Source organism: Pantoea dispersa (assembly GCF_019890955.1).
GTDB classification, from domain to species: domain Bacteria; phylum Pseudomonadota; class Gammaproteobacteria; order Enterobacterales; family Enterobacteriaceae; genus Pantoea; species Pantoea dispersa.
In genome coordinates this window covers 2,421,219-2,439,161 of the sequence record NZ_CP082346.1, presented here as the reverse complement: position 1 = coordinate 2,439,161, position 17,943 = coordinate 2,421,219, and the positions used below count along the sequence as shown (strand labels likewise).

Below are 17,943 nucleotides of genomic sequence, written 5' to 3'. Positions count from 1 at the left end.
ATGGCATTGCTGAATATCTTTGATATCGCCGGTTCTGCGATGACCGCACAGTCACAGCGGCTCAACGTCAGCGCCAGTAACCTGGCCAACGCCGACAGCGTCACCGGGCCGGACGGTCAGCCGTATGTGGCGAAGCAGGTGATTTTCCAGACCGATGCCGCTCAGGGCGCGGCCACCGGCGGCGTCAAAGTAGCCGGTGTCGTGAACGACCCGACGCCCGCCAAACTGGTGTATGACCCGGGTAATCCGCTGGCTGACCAGAAAGGCTACGTCAAAATGCCTAACGTCGACGTGGTCGCCGAAACCGTTAACACCATGTCCGCGTCGCGCAGCTATCAGGCCAACGTCGAAGTGCTGAACACGGTGAAGTCAATGATGATGAAAACCCTCACCATGGGTCAGTAACGGAGACGCATTATGAGCCTTGCAGTAGGGATTAAAGACAACCTCGACCCCACGGTCCTCAGCTCCAGCAGCAGCACCGGCAGCGGCAACAGCGCGCAGGATCTGCAAAACCAGTTCCTGAACATGCTGGTGACGCAGCTAAAAAATCAGGACCCGACTAACCCGATGGACAACAGTCAGCTGACAACCCAGCTGACGCAGATCAACACCCTGAGCGGCATTGAAAAACTCAATACCACGCTGGGATCGATCTCCGGTCAGATCAGCACCAGCCAGTCGCTGCAGAGCTCAACGCTGATCGGCCATGGCGTGATGGTGAAGGGCAGCCAGGTGCTGGTCGGCAGCGGCACCAGCACGCCGTTTGGCGTGGAGCTGGGCACCGCGTCGACCGCCACCAGCGTCACCATCAAAGATGGCAACGGCAGCGTAGTGCGCTCCATCGATCTCGGCGGTCTCAGCGCCGGCGTTCACACCTTCTCGTGGGACGGCAAGATGGACGATGGCAGCGCCGCACCGGACGGCAAATATACGGTTTCACTCGCCGCCAGCAATGGCAGCACCCAACTGGTGGCACAGCCGCTGAACTACGCCTATGTCAATGGCGTCAGCACCGTGAATAACACCGCAAAACTGGATCTCGGCACCATGGGCTCCGCGACCCTCGATGAAATTCGTCAGATTCTCTGACTAACCTCTTAGCAGGAGAAATAGCATGTCATTTTCACAAGCGGTGAGCGGCCTGGGCGCTGCCTCCAGCAACCTCGACGTTATTGGTAACAACATCGCCAACTCTGCGACGGCCGGCTTTAAATCCAGCACCATCGCGTTTGCCGATATGTTCGCCGGTTCGAACGTGGGTATGGGTACCAAAGTCGCAGCGGTGATTCAGAACTTTAACGACGGCACCACCACCTCTACCAGCCGTGGGCTGGACGTGGCGCTGAGCGGCAACGGTTTTTTCCGTCTGACCGACGCCAGCGGCGGCGTGTTCTATTCGCGCAACGGCCAGTTCACGCTGGACGAAAACCGTAACCTGGTGAACACCCAGGGCCTGACCGTAACCGGCTATCCGGCTAACGGCACTCCGCCAACCATTCAGGCCGGTGCCAACCCGGTCGCGCTGAGCATTCCTACCACCCAGATGTCGGCGCGCGCCACCACTACCGCCACCATGGTATCCAACCTGAACTCAACCGATGCGGTGCCAACCGGCGGTGCGTTCACGGCAACCAACGTGGATACTTACAACGCCAAAAGCACCGTGACCGTGTACGACTCGCAGGGTAACGACCACGCGCTGGATCTGTACTACGTCAAAACGGCCGACAACAACTGGACGGTGCACGCGATTGATTCCACCACCGGTCAGGCTGCCGGTAACTTCAACATGGTATTCGATACCAGCGGTAACCTGACCTCGGCCAGCACAGTGGCGCTGACCATTCAGGGTGCCAACGGTGCTGCGGCCAACCAGGCCGTCAGCCTCAGCGTGCTCGGCAGCCTGCAGCAGAACACCGGCAAAACCAACTTCGGTAACCCAACCCAGGATGGCTATGCACCGGGCGATCTGACCAGCTACACCATCAACGACGACGGCACCATCACCGGGACTTACTCCAACCAGAAAACCCAGCTGCTGGGTCAGATTGTGCTGGCGAGTTTCTCTAACCCGGAAGGGCTGAAGTCCGAAGGCGATAACGTCTGGTCGGCAACCAACTCTTCGGGCCAGGCGGCAGTCGGTCTGGCAGGCACCGGTACCTACGGCAACCTGACCTCCGGCGCGCTGGAAGCGTCCAACGTCGACCTGAGTAAAGAGCTGGTGAATATGATCGTTGCCCAGCGTAACTATCAGGCCAACAGCCAGACCATCAAAACGCAGGACCAGATTCTTAACACCCTGGTCAACCTTCGTTAATACGCTAACGGGATTGCTTTATGGATCACGCAATATATACCGCGATGGGCGCGGCCAGTCAGACGATGGAGCAACAGTCTGTCACCGCCAGCAACCTCGCCAACGCCTCGACGCCGGGCTTTCGCGCTCAGCTCAATGCGCTGCGCGCGGTGCCGGTCAATGGCTGGTCGCTGCCAACACGTACGCTGGTCGCCGCTTCGACGCCGGGTGCCGATATGTCGCAGGGCTCGCTCGATTATACCGAGCGTCCGCTCGATGTGGCGGTGCAGCAGGATGGCTGGCTGGCGGTGCGTACCGCTGACGGCAGCGAAGCTTATACCCGCAACGGTAACATGCAGATCAGCCCGACCGGCCAGCTGACCATTCAGGGCAATCCCGTGATGGGCGATGGCGGTCCGATTGCCGTGCCGCAGGGCGCGCAACTGACCATTGCCGCCGACGGCTCCATCACCGCGCTTAACGCCGGTGACGCGCCGAACGCCACGGTGCAGCTCGGACGGCTGAAGCTGGTACGTGCCACAGGCCAGGAACTGACGCGCGGTGATGACGGCATGTTCCGTCCCAGCGCCGCCACTCAGGCACAGCGCGGCGCGGCGCTGCCGAATGACGCGACCGTGCAGGTGATGCCGGGCGTGCTGGAGGGCAGCAACGTGAAGCCCGTGGAAACCATGGTCGACATGATCGCCAACGCCCGACGTTTCGAGATGCAGATGAAAGTGATCTCCAACGTCGATGAAAACGAACAGCGGGCTAATCAGCTGCTCAATATGAGCAGCTAAGGCTTAAGGAAAACACAATGATTCGTTCTTTATGGATCGCGAAAACCGGTCTTGACGCACAGCAGACCAACATGGACGTCATCGCCAACAACCTGGCGAACGTCAGCACCAACGGCTTTAAGCGTTCACGCGCGGTGTTCGAAGACCTGATGTACCAGACCCTGCGTCAGCCGGGTGCGCAGTCGTCAGAACAGACCACGCTGCCGTCGGGCCTGCAGATCGGTACCGGTGTGCGTCCGGTGACCACCGAACGTCTGCACAACCAGGGCAACCTGTCGCAGACCAGCAACTCAAAAGATGTGGCGATCAACGGTCAGGGCTATTTCCAGGTGCAGATGCCGGACGGCACCTCTGCGTATACCCGCGACGGCTCGTTCCAGGTGGACCAGAACGGCCAGCTGGTGACCAACGCCGGTTTCCCGGTGCAGCCAGGCATCACTATTCCAGCGAATGCCACCAGCATCACCATTGCGCGTGACGGCGTGGTGACGGTGACACAGCAGGGGCAGACGCAGCCGGCGCAGGTTGGCCAGCTGACGCTCAGCACCTTCATGAACGATGCCGGACTGGATAGCGTCGGGGAAAACCTCTATCAGGAAACCCAGGCTTCTGGCGCACCAACCGAAAGCACGCCGGGCCAGAACGGGGCCGGTCTGCTGTATCAGGGTTATGTAGAAACCTCCAACGTCAACGTGGCGGAAGAGCTGGTGACCATGATCCAGACGCAGCGCGCTTATGAGATCAACAGCAAAGCGATCAGCACCTCCGATCAGATGCTGCAGAAGTTAACCCAGCTGTAATGCCGGGATCGTTGGGCCAGCGCGTCTGGCCCGATTAAGAACATGAAAAAGGTCAGAACTCCGTGGCGAAGCAAGTGATTCTCAAGCCTGGGCATTGGTTAGTAGCCACGCTGCTACTGACCCTTAACGGTTGTGCGCTGGTGCCGCGCACGCCACTGGTACAGGGTGCGACGACGGCTGAGCCGACGCCATCCGCACCGCCGGTGGTGAACGGTTCCATTTTTCAGGGCGTGGCGCCGCTCAACTACGGCTATCAGCCGCTGTTTGAGGATCGTCGTCCACGTAACATTGGTGACACCCTGACCATTACGCTGCAGGAAAACGTCAGCGCCAGCAAAAGCTCTTCAGCCAATGCCAGCCGCGATGGCAGCAACAGCTTTGGCCTGAGCGCCATCCCAACCGGCCTGGCCGGACTGGTGGGCGCCGGCGGCGAAAAAGCCGCGCTCGATGCCAACGGCAAAAACGATTTCGCTGGCAAAGGTGGCGCGACCGCCAACAACACCTTTACCGGCACCATCACCGTCACCGTTAATCAGGTGCTGTCGAACGGCAACCTGCGCGTGGTCGGCGAGAAACAGATTGAAATCAACCAGGGCACCGAATTTATTCGCTTCTCTGGCGTAGTGAACCCGCGCACCATCAGCGCCAGCAACGCGGTGTTGTCAACGCAGGTCGCCGATGCACGTATTGAGTACGTCGGTAACGGTTATATCAATGAGGCGCAGACCATGGGCTGGTTCCAGCGCTTCTTCCTGAACGTCTCGCCGATGTAAGAGGTCATGATGAAAAACACTACACTGCTGCGTTTGGGCCTGGGCCTGTTGCTCGGCATCAGCAGCCTGATGGCGCAGGCCGATCGCATCCGCGATCTCACCAGCGTGCAGGGCGTACGCGATAACCAGCTGATTGGTTACGGTCTGGTGGTTGGCCTTGACGGCACCGGTGACCAGACCACCCAGACGCCGTTCACCACGCAAACGGTGAGTAACATGCTGTCGCAGCTGGGCATCACCGTGCCTGCCGGCACCAACATGCAGCTGAAAAACGTGGCGGCGGTGATGGTCACCGCCAAACTGCCGTCGTTTGCCCGTCAGGGACAGACAGTTGACGTGGTGGTGTCCTCTCTGGGTAACGCCAAAAGCTTGCGCGGCGGTACGCTGCTGATGACGCCGCTGAAGGGCGTCGATAACCAGGTTTACGCGCTGGCGCAGGGTAACATTCTGGTCGGCGGGGCGGGCGCCTCGGCCGGTGGCAGCAGCGTGCAGGTTAACCAGCTCAACGGCGGCCGCATTACCGGTGGCGCCACCGTGGAACGTGAGCTGCAGAGCAACTTCGGCAGCCAGAACACCATCAACCTGCAGCTTAACAACGAAGATTTCACCATGGCGCAGCGCATTGCTGATGCCATCAACAGCCGTGGCGTGGGGTCAGCGCTGCCGCTGGACGCCCGTACCGTGCAAATCCGCGTGTCGCCAAATAACAGCTCGCAGGTACGTCTGCTGGCGGAGATCCAGAACATCGACGTGTCGGTGCCGCTGGAAGACGCCAAAGTGATCATTAACTCGCGCACCGGTTCGGTGGTGATGAATCGCGAAGTGACGCTCAACACCTGTGCGGTGGCGCAGGGCAACCTGTCGGTCACGGTTAATCAGCAGCAGAACGTCAGCCAGCCGGATACGCCGTTTGCCGGTGGTCAGACGGTTGCCACCACGCAAACGCAGATCGATCTGCGTCAGAGCGGTGGCGCGCTGCAGCGGGTTAACGCCAGTGCCAACCTGAACAACGTAGTGCGGGCGCTGAATGCGCTGGGTGCGACACCGATTGAGCTGATGTCGATTCTGCAATCGATGGAGAGCGCGGGCTGCCTGCGCGCGAAGCTGGAAATTATCTGATGACCGATACGCAATCGCTGATGAACGCGGCGTATGACAGCCGCTCGCTGAACGAATTGAAACGCCAGGCTGCCGTGGACCCGAAAGGCAAAGCGCTGCAGGTGGCGAAGCAGGTCGAAGGGATGTTCGTGCAGATGATGCTGAAGAGCATGCGTGAAGCGCTGCCGCAGGATGGCATGCTGAGCAACGATCAGACGCGGCTTTACACCTCGCTTTACGATCAGCAGATTGCACAGGAAATCGGCAAGCGCGGACTGGGTCTGGCCGACACCATTGTCAAACAGATGCAGCCGGCGCAGGCACCGGACGAAAGCGCCGGTACCGTGCCGATGAAACTGGATAACAGCTTCATCTATAGCAGCATGGCGCCCACGCAGCTGGAGCAGATGGTGCGCAAAGCGGTGCCGCGTCTGCCGGTCTCGCCGGCCAGCCTGCCGGGTGACAGCAATGAGTTTATCGCCCAGCTGGCGCAGCCGGCGAAAGTGGCCAGCCAGCAGAGCGGCATTCCTCACCATCTGATTCTGGCGCAGGCGGCACTGGAGTCCGGCTGGGGCCAGCGGCAGATCCTGACGCGCGACGGCAAGCCGAGCTACAACGTGTTCGGGATCAAAGCCAGCGGCGACTGGAAGGGCGAAACCACCGACATCATGACCACGGAATACGAGGGCGGTGAAGCGAAGAAAGTGCGCGCCACCTTCCGCGTTTATGGCTCCTATTTCGAAGCGCTCAGCGACTACGTGCGGTTGATTTCCAGTAACCCGCGCTATGCGGCGGTGGCGAATGCACCGAGCGCCGAGCAGGGCGCGCGCGCGCTGCAGGCGGCCGGCTACGCGACTGACCCGAAATATGCGCAGAAACTGGTAGGAATGATCCAGCAATTCAAAAACATGGGCGAAAAAGTGGTTAAGGCTTACAGCCAGGATTTCACCGACCTGTTCTGATTTTTCCGCTCAAGTTTCGCTTAAGCACGCCGATAACCTTCACATGCCGCGGGCGTTGTGGCCCGCGCAATCGCACTGATGACTGCCAGCCCGGTTAACGGGAAAAAGGAACCGAGATGTCCAGCATAATTAACTCCGCGATGAGCGGGCTGAGCGCCGCACAGGCCGCATTAAGCACCACCAGTAACAACATCAGTAATTACACCGTGGCCGGTTATTCGCGCCAGACGATTTTGCTGTCGCAGGCCAACAGTACGCTGCAGGGCAGCAACTATTATGGCAACGGCGTCAACGTGACCGGCGTGCAGCGTGAATACGATGAGTTTATTACCGCCCAGTTGCGCGGTAACAGCGCCAACTACAGCGCGGTCAATTCACAGTACAACCAGATTTCGAATATTGATGATCTGCTGTCGACGTCGACCACCAGCCTGTCTGACTCGATTCAGAGCTTTTTCACTAACGTGCAGAACGTGGTGAGTAACGCGGACGATCCTTCTGCGCGTCAGTCTATGCTGAGCTATGCGCAGGGACTGGTAAACCAGTTCCAGACTACCGCACAGTATCTGACCAGCATGCAAAACAGCGTCAATACGGACATCAAAGCCAGCGTCGAGCAGATCAACACCTACTCCAGCCAGATTGCCGATCTCAACACGCAGATCGCCAAGCTGACCACCGGCGGCGGCTCTGCGCCTAACGACCTGCTCGATCAGCGCGATCAGCTGGTCAATAACCTGAATGGCCTGGTCGGCGTAAACGTTTCGCAGCAGGACGGTAATTACATCGTCTCGATGGGCAACACCACGCTGGTCAACGGCAGCAAAACCACCTCGCTGATCGCCATGCCTTCCAGCAGCGATGCGTCGCGCATTACCGTGGGCTATGTCGATAAGCAGGCCGGTAACGTTGAGATCCCGGAAAAAACGCTGACCACCGGTTCGCTCGGGGGCCTGCTGGCGTTCCGTACCCAGGATCTGGACAACGCGCAGAACCAGCTCGGGCAGCTGGCAGCGGCATTCACCACCAGCTTCAACCAGGTGCACAGCCAGGGCTATGACAGCAAAGGCAACACCGGCATCAACTTCTTCAATATTGGTAGCCCGACAGTGGTGACCAACAGCAAAAACACCTCTGCCGCTACCGTCAGTGCCAGCTGGACCGATACCGGGGCGATGAAAGCCTCTAACTACAGCGTCAGCTATGACGGCAGCAACTGGTCGGTGACGCGTCTTTCGGACAACGTGAAAGTGACGCCGACCATGGGCAGCGACGGTGCCGGCAATACCACCATGAGCTTTGACGGACTGTCATTAACGGTAAATGGAACGGCTAACGCCAAAGACAGCTTCCTGGTCAAACCGGTGCAGGATGTGATTAGCGGCATGTCAGTGGCTATCACCAGTGAATCGCAGATCGCGGCAGCTTCGGCTGCGGGTGGCGCCAGCGATAACCGTAACGCGCAAAAGCTGCTGGACCTGCAGGATGCCAAACTGATTAACGGTAACGCCACGCTGGCACAGGGTTATGCCAGCCTGGTGAGCACCGTTGGCAACAAAACCAAAAACCTCGAAACCGCCGCTACCACCCAGAAGGGCGTGGTGACGCAGCTGACCGAACGTCAGCAGTCGGTTTCTGGCGTAAACCTCGACGAAGAGTACGCCAACCTGAGCAAATATCAGCAATTTTACATGGCGAACGCGCAGGTACTGCAAACCGCCAATACCATTTTCGATGCTCTGATGAGCATTCGCGGTTAATACGGGAGGCCTGACCGATGAGACTCAGTACCAATATGATTTTCGACCAGCAGGTGCGCGGCGTCACTGACGCGCAATCCTCCTGGCTGAAAGCGGGTGAACAACTGTCAACCGGTCGCCGCGTGACCAATCCGTCTGACGATCCGATCGCCGCTTCGCGCGCCGTGGTGCTGTCGCAGACGCAGGCGCGCGACAGCCAGTTCGCGCTGGCGCGTTCGTTCGCGAATCAGGGCCTGTCGCTGGAAGAGAGCACGCTGAGTGATGTCACGACGGCGATTCAGTCGGCGCAATCCACGCTGATCAGCGCCGGTAACGGCTCGCTGAGTGACGATGACCGCGCGTCTTATGCTACCCAGCTGGAGGGCATTCGCTCGCAGCTGCTCAACCTGGCCAACAGCAAAGACGGGAACGGCCGCTACCTGTTTGCCGGCTATGCGTCCGACAAGCCGCCGTTCACCGAAGATGCCAGCGGTAAAATCATCTATAGCGGTGGCAGCGACGCGATCACCCAGAAAGTCGACAGCGAACGCACCATGACGGTGGGTCATACCGGTAATTCAATTTTTGACCAGCTGACCAGCAACGCCAAGCCGGAGCCGGATGGCAGCGCCAGCCAGACTAACCTGTTCAATATGCTGGATGACGCCATTGCGGCGCTGAAAGTGCCGCAGAATGACGCTGACGATGCCACTAAACAGACCTTCAGCGCGGCGATGGACAAAGCCAACCGTGGCTTCAGCAACTCGCTGAACAACGTGCTGGCGGTGCGTTCTGAGATTGGTACCCAGCTGGACGAACTGGATACGCTGGATGCAAAAGGTGACGACCGCAAGGTGACGCTGAAAGATCAGATGAGCACGCTGGTGAACGTCGATTACACCGAAGCCATTTCTACCTACACCATGCAGCAGCAGCTGCTGCAGGCGTCGTACACCACCTTTAGCGATATGTCGAAGATGTCGCTGTTCCAGATGAATAAATAAACCTGACTGTTTGAGCGTACTTAAACCGGGTACGCTTAGTTTTTCCCACTGCCTGCGAGGGCCGTGGGATTTTTTTGGCTTTTATTCAGAGTGTTCAGTCAGGTGGGAGGGGAGAATGCGGGCAATAAAAAACCCCGGACCAGCCGGGGTTTGGAGACGGTAGTGCTCTACAGCAGAGACTTACGCGCTTTCCGGACGGGTAGCCGGTGCGGTAGCCTGATGCGTGGCGCTGTGACCACCGGCTGAACCGCGTCCTTCGAAGTTGAAGGCCGGACGGACCCAGTCACTGTGGCGCACGGGCTCAGGTTCCCATGCCGGTGCCGGTGCTTTGGTCATCGGCGCCGTAGCGTGATGCTTAAAGCGGGTCTCAGCATGGCTGACCCCGGTATCACGGGCGGCAACCGGTGCGTGCGGTTCGGTGACCGGCGCGACAGGTGCTTCGGCCGCTACCGGCGCGGACAGCACCTCTTCTACCTGCGCTTCGACTGCGGGTGACACCTCGATCGGAGCCTGTTCCGCTGCGCTAACCGCTTCGGTAACCACTGGCTGCGTCTCTTCGGCAGGCGTAACAGCCGGTTGCGCTTCTGCTGCGGTTTCCTGTGCAACCGCTTCATCGGCTGCGGAAATCACTGCTGGCTGGTGATCAACCGGTGCCGCCACTGGCGTCAGGTCATCAGTATTCACCACCGGCACCTCAGTGTGCGCCTGTGGTTCAGCCTGATGCACCACTTCTGGCGCTGGCGTTTCGGGCTGTGCCACGGCTGTGGCTTCGACAGCCACAGGCAGTTCTTCCGCCGGCGCGGCATCCTGATAGCCATAGTCTGGCATTTCGTTCAGCGCCTGGTTAGAAGTGAAGTGCTCGTGAGTCTGCGTGACCGGATAAGTGATCCACACTTTGCCTGACGCCATCTCTGGTGAGGCAGCTGCTGTTTCCAGCGGCATCGCAGACTGCGTAGGGTAACGCTCGTCACGATAGCGACGACGACGCTGACCGCTGACGCGCAGATGACGCGGTGAGCGACGTGAACGGCGCGGCATGTTGGCCCCGTCACGGTTCTCGCTGTCATCCTGCTCATCCTGAGCGGTTTCGGCTTGCTCTTTCAGCTGGGCGCGCTGGCTGTTTTCCTGCACCGCTTCAGTAACGGCAGCGGCAGGCAGCTCAGCAGGGATCGCGTCAGCGTTGTCACCTACGCGCACGCGCTGACTGAGCTGGCGCTGTTTGCGACGTGGCATAACCTGAACGCGTTCGTCTTCCTGCGCAACGCTGTCATCAACGCTATCAACAACAGGCACCTGCTCAGCAACTTGCGGCTCCTGCTGCGCACGCTTCTCTTCCTGACGACGACGCTGGCGCTCAGCACGCTGTTCGCGACGCTGTTGCTGCTGCTCATCACGCTGCTGCAGTTGCTCTTCAGTCAGCGCCGGACGCTCACCGCGCGCGTCATTCTGACGCTTGTTACGGCGGTTATCCTGATCGCGTGGCTCGCGGGCTTCACGAGGCTCACGGGGTTCACGCGGCTCGCGCGCTTCACGTGGCTCACGGCCTTCACGGCTCTGCGCATGCTCACCGTTACGCGGCGTGCGCTCGCGGCGATTGTTGTTGTTGCGGCGATTGTTACGACGCTCACCACGCTGCTGCGTATTCTCACCGTCAGCCGTTTTCGCTTCGGTCTTCTCTTCAGCAGGGGCTGCGGCGGGCGCATCACCGGCAAACAGTTTTTTCAGGCCACCCAGCAGGCGCGCAACAAAACCGGTGCTGACCGTCGCGGGTGCTGCGACCGCCGGTTTGGCTTTGACGTCAACCGCTGCCGGCTGGCTCTCTTCGCTCACTTCAACCGGAGCCGGTGGTGCATCCGGCATCACGAAGGCGGCCAGTGCTGGCTGCTCCGGACGACGACGCTCAGCGTGCTCTTCTTCCGAAGGCAGCGCCATCTCAGCTTCATGCAGTTTCGGCAGGTGATAGGAGAGGGTTTGCGTCTCTTCACCTTTGCGCACGCGCAGCACCGAGTAGTGCGGCGTTTCCATCTGATCGTTTGGCACGATGATGGCACGCACGCCGCCCTGACGTTTCTCAATCGCACTGACCGCTTCACGTTTTTCGTTCAGCAGGTAAGAGGCCACCTGAACCGGCACAATGGCGTGCACTTCTTTGGTGTTGTCTTTCAGCGCTTCTTCTTCAATCAGACGCAGGATCGACAGCGACAGCGATTCGTTATCACGAATGGTGCCGGTACCGCTACAGCGCGGGCAGACGTGATGGCTGGACTCACCCAGTGACGGGCTGAGGCGCTGACGCGACATCTCCAGCAGACCAAAGCGCGAAATGTGGCTGATCTGGATACGCGCCCGATCCTGACGTACCGCTTCACGCAGACGGTTTTCCACGGCGCGCTGATGGCGCACAGGCGTCATATCGATGAAGTCGATAACAATCAGACCACCGAGGTCGCGCAGACGCAGCTGACGGGCAATCTCGTCGGCGGCTTCCAGGTTGGTGTTGAAGGCGGTCTCTTCGATATCACCACCGCGTGTCGCGCGGGCGGAGTTGATATCAATGGCGGTCAGCGCTTCGGTGCTGTCGATAACGATAGAACCGCCGGACGGCAGACGCACTTCGCGCTGGAACGCCGATTCAATCTGCGATTCGATCTGGTAATGGCTGAACAGCGGAATTTCACCGGTGTACAGTTTGATTTTGCTGCTGAAGTCCGGACGACCGAGCGCGGCGATGTGCTGACGCGCCAGCTCCAGCACTTTCGGGTTATCGATAAGGATTTCACCGATATCCTGGCGCAGGTAGTCGCGGAAGGCGCGCACAATCACGTTACTTTCCTGATGAATCAGGAACGGTGCCGGGCGGCTGTCTGCGGCTTTTTTGATGGCTTCCCAGTGCTTCAGACGGAAGCTGAGGTCCCACTGCAGCGATTCGGCAGATTTGCCGACGCCAGCGGTACGCACGATCAGGCCCATGCCGTCCGGCAGCTCCAGCGCTGAGAGCGCCTCTTTCAGCTCGGTACGGTCATCACCTTCGATACGGCGGGAAATGCCGCCAGCGCGCGGGTTGTTGGGCATCAGCACCAGATAGCTACCGGCCAGCGAAATAAAGGTGGTCAGTGCTGCCCCTTTATTACCGCGCTCCTCTTTATCGATTTGTACGATCACTTCCTGGCCTTCACGCAGCACATCTTTGATGTTCGGACGGCCATGCGCGTTGTAATTAGCAGGGAAGTATTCGCGGGAAATTTCTTTCAGAGGGAGGAAACCGTGACGCTCGGCACCGTAATCAACAAACGCAGCTTCGAGGCTGGGTTCAATACGGGTGATTTTACCTTTGTAGATGTTGGCTTTTTTCTGCTCGTGTCCGGGGCTTTCGATATCCAGATCGTACAGACGTTGTCCGTCAACAAGGGCAACGCGCAACTCCTCCTGCTGAGTTGCGTTGATTAACATTCTTTTCATCGTGACTTACTCGTTATTCTCACATGAGTGATAAAGCTGCGGGCATCGTTACCCTGGACGAGAATCAACCGATGGCCCCGTGTCTGCATGCACTGACGTCAACCTCACGGTTGTCGGCGGCTAAAGGGGCGCAAATCTTGTCGGTGGCCTGTTTTTCATAAGGAAAACCAGCGCCTGAAGGTGGAAGTGCTACAGAGTATTCAAAAATCCACACATCCCAGTCTGTCGTCCAGGCCGCAACCCGCAGCCCGCTAAGTGCCTGATTAAACATCACGTCTTACGCCATTGCTGCGTGTCCGTTTCATCCGGCAAAATACCTTAATTTCGCTCTTTTTCCTGCCTGACTCTTTCCAGGACAGAAACCTCTGCATTATTCCATTGCTTAGCAACTTATAGCAAGGCGACTTTTACCGAGCTGTGAAGTTTGTTCATCCTTAACCTGTTCATTTGCAGGGGTAATCATCGCATCGTTGAAAAAGCCAGCATTCTGGCAGCGTAACGCGGCGATAAAGTCAGAGTTAAGCACAGAAAAAGGGGTGGCGCTATCCGGGGACACTATTTAGAATCGCCGCCATGAAAACAGAGAATCCCGGCGTACAGTTTGTCGCCATCACGGCTGAAAATGCCGGTCAACGTATTGATAACTTTTTGCGCACCCAGCTGAAAGGGGTGCCGAAAAGCATGATTTACCGCATTCTGCGTAAAGGCGAGGTGCGGGTGAATAAGAAACGCGTAAAACCTGAATATAAGCTGGAAGACGGCGACGAAGTGCGTGTGCCGCCGGTGCGCGTGGCCGAGCGTGAAGAGCAGGCAGTGTCGCCCAAACTGGATAAAGTAGCAGCGCTGGAGTCGTGCATTCTGTATGAAGACGATTATCTGCTGGTGCTGAACAAACCGTCCGGCACCGCGGTGCACGGCGGCAGCGGGCTGAGCTTTGGCGTGATTGAAGGGTTGCGCGCGCTGCGCCCGGAGGCGCGTTTCCTGGAACTGGTGCACCGTCTCGATCGTGACACGTCCGGCATTTTGCTGGTGGCGAAGAAGCGCTCGGCGCTGCGTTCGCTGCACGAGCAGCTGCGTGAGAAAGGCATGCAGAAGGATTATCTGGCGCTGGTGCGCGGCGACTGGCCATCGCACCTGAAAGTGGTGCAGGCACCGCTGCTGAAAAACATTCTGCAAAGCGGCGAGCGCGTGGTGCGGGTCAGCGCCGAGGGCAAGCCGTCAGAAACGCGCTTTAAAGTTGAAGAACGTTTTGGCCTGGCGACATTAGTTAAAGCCAGTCCGGTGACCGGACGTACGCATCAGATTCGCGTGCATACCCTGCATGGCGGGCACCCGATTGCTTTTGACGATCGCTATGGCGATCGCGAATTCGATCGCCAGCTGGCACCAACCGGTCTGGCGCGGCTGTTCCTGCATGCTGCCGCACTGACGTTTACCCATCCTAACACCGGCGAAAGCCTGCGTATGGAAGCGCCGCTGGATAAGGCACTGAAGCACTGCCTGTCCCAGCTGCGCCTGCAGAAAAAAGCCTGACAGCGTGGCATCAGTCCAGCGGATTGATGCCCGCCTGCCTTAGCAGGCCATTCAGCGCGATCAGCGGTAAGCCAATCAGGCTATTGGGATCGCGCCCCTCCAGCCGTTCGAACAGACAAATCCCCAGTCCCTCACTTTTGAAACTGCCGGCGCACTGCAGCGGCTGCTCCAGCTCGACGTAGCGCGCAATCTCTGCCGCGCTCAGTTGCCGAAAATGCACGGTAAAGGGTTCACACAGCACATGCTGCTGCGCGCTGGCGGGGTGAATCAGCGCTAGGCCGGTATAAAAGGTAATGGCTTTGCCGCTCGCCAGCGCCAGCTGCTGGCAGGCGTTCTCTGCGGTATGCGGCTTGCCGGCGATGCGGCCGTCCAGTACACAGACCTGATCGGACCCAATGATCCAGTGCGCAGGATAGCGCGCGGCCAGCGCCTGCGCTTTGGCAATGGCCAGACGTTGCACCAGCTGCGGCGCGGCTTCTCCCGGCAGCGGCGTTTCATCGCTTTCAGGGGCGGCAGTGATAAACGGCAGGCCGAGCTTGCGCAGCAGCGCCTGACGGAACGGAGAGGTTGAGGCTAAAACCAGCGGTGTCATCATTTTTTTGCAGAAGTGATAGCGTAAAGATGACAGGCATTTTAAACTATGCGCCGCACTGGATGCGACTAACGGGTGAAAGATGCTGTAAACCGGCCTTTTTCTTTGACTCTATGACGTTACAAAGTTAATATGCGCGCCCTATGCAAAAGGTAAAATTACCCCTGACGCTCGATCCGGTCCGCGCCGCGCAAAAACGCCTGGATTATCACGGTGTTTACGCACCTGAATTGGTGGCGCGCCTGGCCGAAACGGTCGTGAGTGTGGACAGTGATGTGGAATGTGCCATGTCGTTTGCGGTTGACAACCAGCGCCTCGCTGTTCTGCAAGGAACAGCCGATGTGCAGGTAACGTTGTTATGTCAACGCTGCAACCAACCGTTCCCGCATGCTGTGCACGTAAGCTATTGCTTCAGTCCTGTCTCTTCTGATGAGCAGGCCGAGGCACTGCCGGAAGCCTACGAGCCGGTCGATGTCAACGATTTCGGTGAAATCGACCTGCTGGCGGTGATCGAAGATGAACTCATCCTCGCGCTGCCGGTCGTTCCGGTGCATGATTCTGAACACTGTGAAGTGTCCGACGCGGACATGGTCTTTGGCCAGCTGCCTGAAGAGGCGGAAAAACCAAACCCATTTGCCGTATTAGCCAGTTTAAAGCGTAAGTAATAGGAGTAAGGTCCATGGCCGTACAACAGAATAAACCAACCCGTTCTAAGCGTGGTATGCGTCGTTCGCACGATGCGCTGACCACTACCACTCTGTCAGTAGATAAAGTTTCTGGTGAAACTCATCTGCGTCACCATATCACTGCGGATGGTTACTACCGCGGTCGCAAGGTTATCACCAAGTAATTCTTTGCGGTTACGCAAGGCGATACCTTGACACGTTTGACCCTGGCAGTTGATGCCATGGGCGGGGACTTCGGTCCCTGCGTGACAGTGCCTGCAGCCTTGCAGGCACTGGCCTCTCATTCGCAGCTGGTTCTTCTTCTGGTCGGCGATCCCGACATCATCTCGTCATTTCTTGCCAAAGCGGATTCCTCGTTACTGGGGCGTGTGCAGGTAATCCCTGCCGAATCGGTTATTGCAAGTGATGCCAAACCCTCGCAGGCGATTCGTAACAGCCGCGGCAGCTCCATGCGCGTGGCGTTAGAGCTGGTGAAAGAGGGCAAAGCGCAGGCGTGCGTCAGTGCCGGCAATACCGGTGCGCTGATGGGCCTGGCAAAATTATTACTGAAGCCGCTGGATGGCATTGAGCGTCCGGCGTTGATGACCGTGCTGCCGCATCAGCAGCACGGCAAGACGGTGGTGCTGGATCTGGGCGCTAACGTCGATTCCGACAGTGAAATGCTGGTGCAGTTTGCCGTGATGGGTGCGGTGATGGCGGAAGAAGTGCTGGAAATCAGCCAGCCGCGCGTCGCGCTGCTCAACATCGGTCAGGAAGAGACGAAGGGGCTGGAGACGATTCGCGCCGCATCGGCGGTGCTGCGGGCCTCGCCGCAGATCAACTATATTGGTTACCTTGAGGGGAACGATCTCCTCACCGGCAAGACGGATGTGCTGGTCTGTGATGGCTTCGTGGGTAATGTCACGTTGAAGACCATGGAAGGCGTGGTAAGAATGTTTCTTTCTCTGCTCAAATCGTCAGGTGAAGGAAAAAAACGGGCCTGGTGGCTGAAATGGCTGGGACGCTGGATCCAAAAGCGTCTGGCTAAACGTTTCGGTCATCTCAACCCCGACCAGTACAATGGCGCTTGTCTGTTAGGATTGCGCGGGACAGTGATCAAGAGCCACGGCGCGGCGAATCAACGCGCGTTTGCCGTGGCGATAGAACAGGCAGAGCAGGCGGTGCGCAAGCAAGTTCCCGAGAGAATTGCCGCGCGCCTTGACGCTGTATTAGCCAGGAGTGACAAAGCGTAGATGTTTACCAAAATTATCGGTACGGGCAGCTATTTGCCTGAGCAGGTTCGCAGCAACGCGGACCTGGAAAAAATGGTGGAGACTTCGGACGAGTGGATTGTCACCCGGACCGGTATTCGTGAACGTCGCATTGCGGCACCGGATGAAACGGTAGCCAGCATGGGCTTCACCGCTGCCCAGCGTGCGCTGGAGATGGCGGGCGTGGCAGCCAGCGACGTTGGCCTGATCATCGTGGCAACCACCTCGTCCAGCCACGCCTTCCCGAGCTCAGCGTGCATGATTCAGCAGATGCTGGAAATCAACGACTGCGCCGCCTTCGATCTCGCCGCCGCCTGTGCCGGTTTTACCTATGCACTGAGCGTGGCCGATCAATACATCAAAAACGGTGCGGTGAAGCACGCGCTGGTGATCGGCGCGGATGTGCTGGCTCGCACCCTCGATCCTGACGATCGCGGCACCATCATTCTGTTTGGTGATGGCGCGGGTGCCGTAGTGCTCGGCGCAAGCGAAGAAGCGGGCATCCTCTCCACGCATCTGCATGCCGATGGCCGCTACGGTAAGCTGCTGACGCTGCCGTACCAGGATCGCGCGCATCAGGATGAGCCGGCTTACCTCACCATGGCCGGCAACGAAGTGTTTAAGGTCGCGGTCACTGAGCTGGCGCATATCGTCGATGAAACGCTGCAGGCGAATAATCTCGATCGTGAACAGCTTGACTGGCTGGTGCCGCATCAGGCTAACCTGCGCATCATCAGCGCCACCGCCAAAAAGCTCGGCATGGGCATGGATAAAGTGGTGGTGACGCTGGATCGACACGGCAACACCTCGGCAGCGTCGGTGCCAAGCGCGCTGGACGAAGCGGTACGTGATGGCCGCATCAAGCCCGGACACCTGATTTTGCTCGAGGCCTTTGGTGGCGGTTTCACCTGGGGCTCGGCGCTGGTTCGCTTTTGATTGACAGGAACG

Annotated in this window: 17 protein-coding genes; 15 read left to right on the top strand and 2 right to left on the bottom strand. The window is 58.7% G+C overall.

The window, feature by feature from the left end; genetic code table 11:
- The 10 genes from flgC to flgL all read left to right on the top strand — a co-directional run bounded on the left by flgC (nucleotide 1) and on the right by flgL (nucleotide 9,475).
- Nucleotides 1–405 (top strand): flagellar basal body rod protein FlgC, encoded by a 405-nt coding sequence (flgC, locus tag K7H94_RS11355; protein ID WP_021506422.1) that lies wholly within the window; start codon nucleotides 1–3, stop codon nucleotides 403–405.
- 12 nt (nucleotides 406–417) lie between these two features.
- Complete coding sequence (flgD, locus tag K7H94_RS11350; protein WP_021506421.1) at nucleotides 418–1,092, top strand: flagellar hook assembly protein FlgD; 675 nt, start codon at nucleotides 418–420, stop codon at nucleotides 1,090–1,092.
- A gap of 25 nt (nucleotides 1,093–1,117) precedes the next feature.
- Nucleotides 1,118–2,320, top strand: coding sequence for a flagellar hook protein FlgE (flgE, locus tag K7H94_RS11345; protein WP_021506420.1), 1,203 nt, complete (start codon nucleotides 1,118–1,120; stop codon nucleotides 2,318–2,320).
- Nucleotides 2,321–2,340: 20 nt separating this feature from the next.
- The gene (locus tag K7H94_RS11340; protein ID WP_058759464.1) at nucleotides 2,341–3,099 is read left to right on the top strand and encodes a flagellar basal body rod protein FlgF; all 759 of its coding nucleotides are present in this window, start codon (nucleotides 2,341–2,343) and stop codon (nucleotides 3,097–3,099) included.
- Nucleotides 3,100–3,116: 17 nt separating this feature from the next.
- Complete coding sequence (flgG, locus tag K7H94_RS11335) at nucleotides 3,117–3,899, top strand: flagellar basal-body rod protein FlgG (RefSeq protein WP_021506418.1); 783 nt, start codon at nucleotides 3,117–3,119, stop codon at nucleotides 3,897–3,899.
- A 62-nt stretch (nucleotides 3,900–3,961) separates the two neighbouring features.
- A complete protein-coding gene (locus tag K7H94_RS11330) occupies nucleotides 3,962–4,672 on the top strand; it encodes a flagellar basal body L-ring protein FlgH (RefSeq protein ID WP_021506417.1) in 711 nt (236 codons plus the stop codon).
- Nucleotides 4,673–4,741: 69 nt separating this feature from the next.
- Nucleotides 4,742–5,791 (top strand): flagellar basal body P-ring protein FlgI, encoded by a 1,050-nt coding sequence (locus tag K7H94_RS11325; RefSeq protein WP_230201060.1) that lies wholly within the window; start codon nucleotides 4,742–4,744, stop codon nucleotides 5,789–5,791.
- Nucleotides 5,791–6,732: a flagellar assembly peptidoglycan hydrolase FlgJ gene (gene flgJ, locus K7H94_RS11320; RefSeq protein WP_021506415.1), complete on the top strand. Its 942-nt coding sequence runs from the start codon at nucleotides 5,791–5,793 to the stop codon at nucleotides 6,730–6,732. The genes K7H94_RS11325 and flgJ overlap by 1 nt, the downstream gene beginning before the upstream one ends.
- Nucleotides 6,733–6,848: 116 nt before the next feature.
- Nucleotides 6,849–8,492, top strand: coding sequence for a flagellar hook-associated protein FlgK (gene flgK / locus K7H94_RS11315; RefSeq protein WP_021506414.1), 1,644 nt, complete (start codon nucleotides 6,849–6,851; stop codon nucleotides 8,490–8,492).
- A gap of 17 nt (nucleotides 8,493–8,509) precedes the next feature.
- Nucleotides 8,510–9,475: a flagellar hook-associated protein FlgL gene (gene flgL, locus K7H94_RS11310; protein WP_058759465.1), complete on the top strand. Its 966-nt coding sequence runs from the start codon at nucleotides 8,510–8,512 to the stop codon at nucleotides 9,473–9,475.
- Between the two features lie 180 nt (nucleotides 9,476–9,655).
- On the opposite strand, the gene rne is transcribed toward flgL, so the two are convergent.
- The gene (gene rne, locus K7H94_RS11305; RefSeq protein ID WP_222951057.1) at nucleotides 9,656–12,934 is read right to left on the bottom strand and encodes a ribonuclease E; all 3,279 of its coding nucleotides are present in this window, start codon (nucleotides 12,932–12,934) and stop codon (nucleotides 9,656–9,658) included.
- Nucleotides 12,935–13,507: 573 nt separating this feature from the next.
- Between rne and rluC the strand changes: the two genes are divergently transcribed.
- The gene (gene rluC, locus K7H94_RS11300) at nucleotides 13,508–14,467 is read left to right on the top strand and encodes a 23S rRNA pseudouridine(955/2504/2580) synthase RluC (protein WP_222951056.1); all 960 of its coding nucleotides are present in this window, start codon (nucleotides 13,508–13,510) and stop codon (nucleotides 14,465–14,467) included.
- A 10-nt stretch (nucleotides 14,468–14,477) separates the two neighbouring features.
- On the opposite strand, the gene K7H94_RS11295 is transcribed toward rluC, so the two are convergent.
- Nucleotides 14,478–15,059 (bottom strand): Maf family protein, encoded by a 582-nt coding sequence (locus K7H94_RS11295; protein ID WP_010617257.1) that lies wholly within the window; start codon nucleotides 15,057–15,059, stop codon nucleotides 14,478–14,480.
- Nucleotides 15,060–15,202: 143 nt separating this feature from the next.
- Between K7H94_RS11295 and yceD the strand changes: the two genes are divergently transcribed.
- The 4 genes from yceD to K7H94_RS11275 are packed head-to-tail and all read left to right on the top strand — an operon-like array spanning nucleotide 15,203 to nucleotide 17,931.
- The gene (yceD, locus tag K7H94_RS11290; protein WP_058759469.1) at nucleotides 15,203–15,724 is read left to right on the top strand and encodes a 23S rRNA accumulation protein YceD; all 522 of its coding nucleotides are present in this window, start codon (nucleotides 15,203–15,205) and stop codon (nucleotides 15,722–15,724) included.
- A 14-nt stretch (nucleotides 15,725–15,738) separates the two neighbouring features.
- A complete protein-coding gene (gene rpmF, locus K7H94_RS11285; protein WP_016192161.1) occupies nucleotides 15,739–15,909 on the top strand; it encodes a 50S ribosomal protein L32 in 171 nt (56 codons plus the stop codon).
- Nucleotides 15,910–15,936: 27 nt separating this feature from the next.
- The gene (gene plsX, locus K7H94_RS11280) at nucleotides 15,937–16,977 is read left to right on the top strand and encodes a phosphate acyltransferase PlsX (RefSeq protein ID WP_058759470.1); all 1,041 of its coding nucleotides are present in this window, start codon (nucleotides 15,937–15,939) and stop codon (nucleotides 16,975–16,977) included.
- Nucleotides 16,978–17,931, top strand: coding sequence for a beta-ketoacyl-ACP synthase III (locus K7H94_RS11275; protein ID WP_021506407.1), 954 nt, complete (start codon nucleotides 16,978–16,980; stop codon nucleotides 17,929–17,931).
- Nucleotides 17,932–17,943 lie beyond the last annotated feature (12 nt).

Coding starts and splice junctions, on each gene's coding strand:
- rpmF (WP_016192161.1), top strand. CDS start 15,739: ATGGCCGTACAACAGAATAAACCAACCCGTTCTAAGCGTGGTATGCGT.
- flgJ (WP_021506415.1), top strand. CDS start 5,791: ATGACCGATACGCAATCGCTGATGAACGCGGCGTATGACAGCCGCTCG.
- flgG (WP_021506418.1), top strand. CDS start 3,117: ATGATTCGTTCTTTATGGATCGCGAAAACCGGTCTTGACGCACAGCAG.
- K7H94_RS11340 (WP_058759464.1), top strand. CDS start 2,341: ATGGATCACGCAATATATACCGCGATGGGCGCGGCCAGTCAGACGATG.
- flgD (WP_021506421.1), top strand. CDS start 418: ATGAGCCTTGCAGTAGGGATTAAAGACAACCTCGACCCCACGGTCCTC.
- flgL (WP_058759465.1), top strand. CDS start 8,510: ATGAGACTCAGTACCAATATGATTTTCGACCAGCAGGTGCGCGGCGTC.
- yceD (WP_058759469.1), top strand. CDS start 15,203: ATGCAAAAGGTAAAATTACCCCTGACGCTCGATCCGGTCCGCGCCGCG.
- K7H94_RS11295 (WP_010617257.1), bottom strand. CDS start 15,059: ATGACACCGCTGGTTTTAGCCTCAACCTCTCCGTTCCGTCAGGCGCTG.
- K7H94_RS11275 (WP_021506407.1), top strand. CDS start 16,978: ATGTTTACCAAAATTATCGGTACGGGCAGCTATTTGCCTGAGCAGGTT.
- rne (WP_222951057.1), bottom strand. CDS start 12,934: ATGAAAAGAATGTTAATCAACGCAACTCAGCAGGAGGAGTTGCGCGTT.
- rluC (WP_222951056.1), top strand. CDS start 13,508: ATGAAAACAGAGAATCCCGGCGTACAGTTTGTCGCCATCACGGCTGAA.
- flgC (WP_021506422.1), top strand. CDS start 1: ATGGCATTGCTGAATATCTTTGATATCGCCGGTTCTGCGATGACCGCA.
- K7H94_RS11325 (WP_230201060.1), top strand. CDS start 4,742: ATGGCGCAGGCCGATCGCATCCGCGATCTCACCAGCGTGCAGGGCGTA.
- flgK (WP_021506414.1), top strand. CDS start 6,849: ATGTCCAGCATAATTAACTCCGCGATGAGCGGGCTGAGCGCCGCACAG.
- flgE (WP_021506420.1), top strand. CDS start 1,118: ATGTCATTTTCACAAGCGGTGAGCGGCCTGGGCGCTGCCTCCAGCAAC.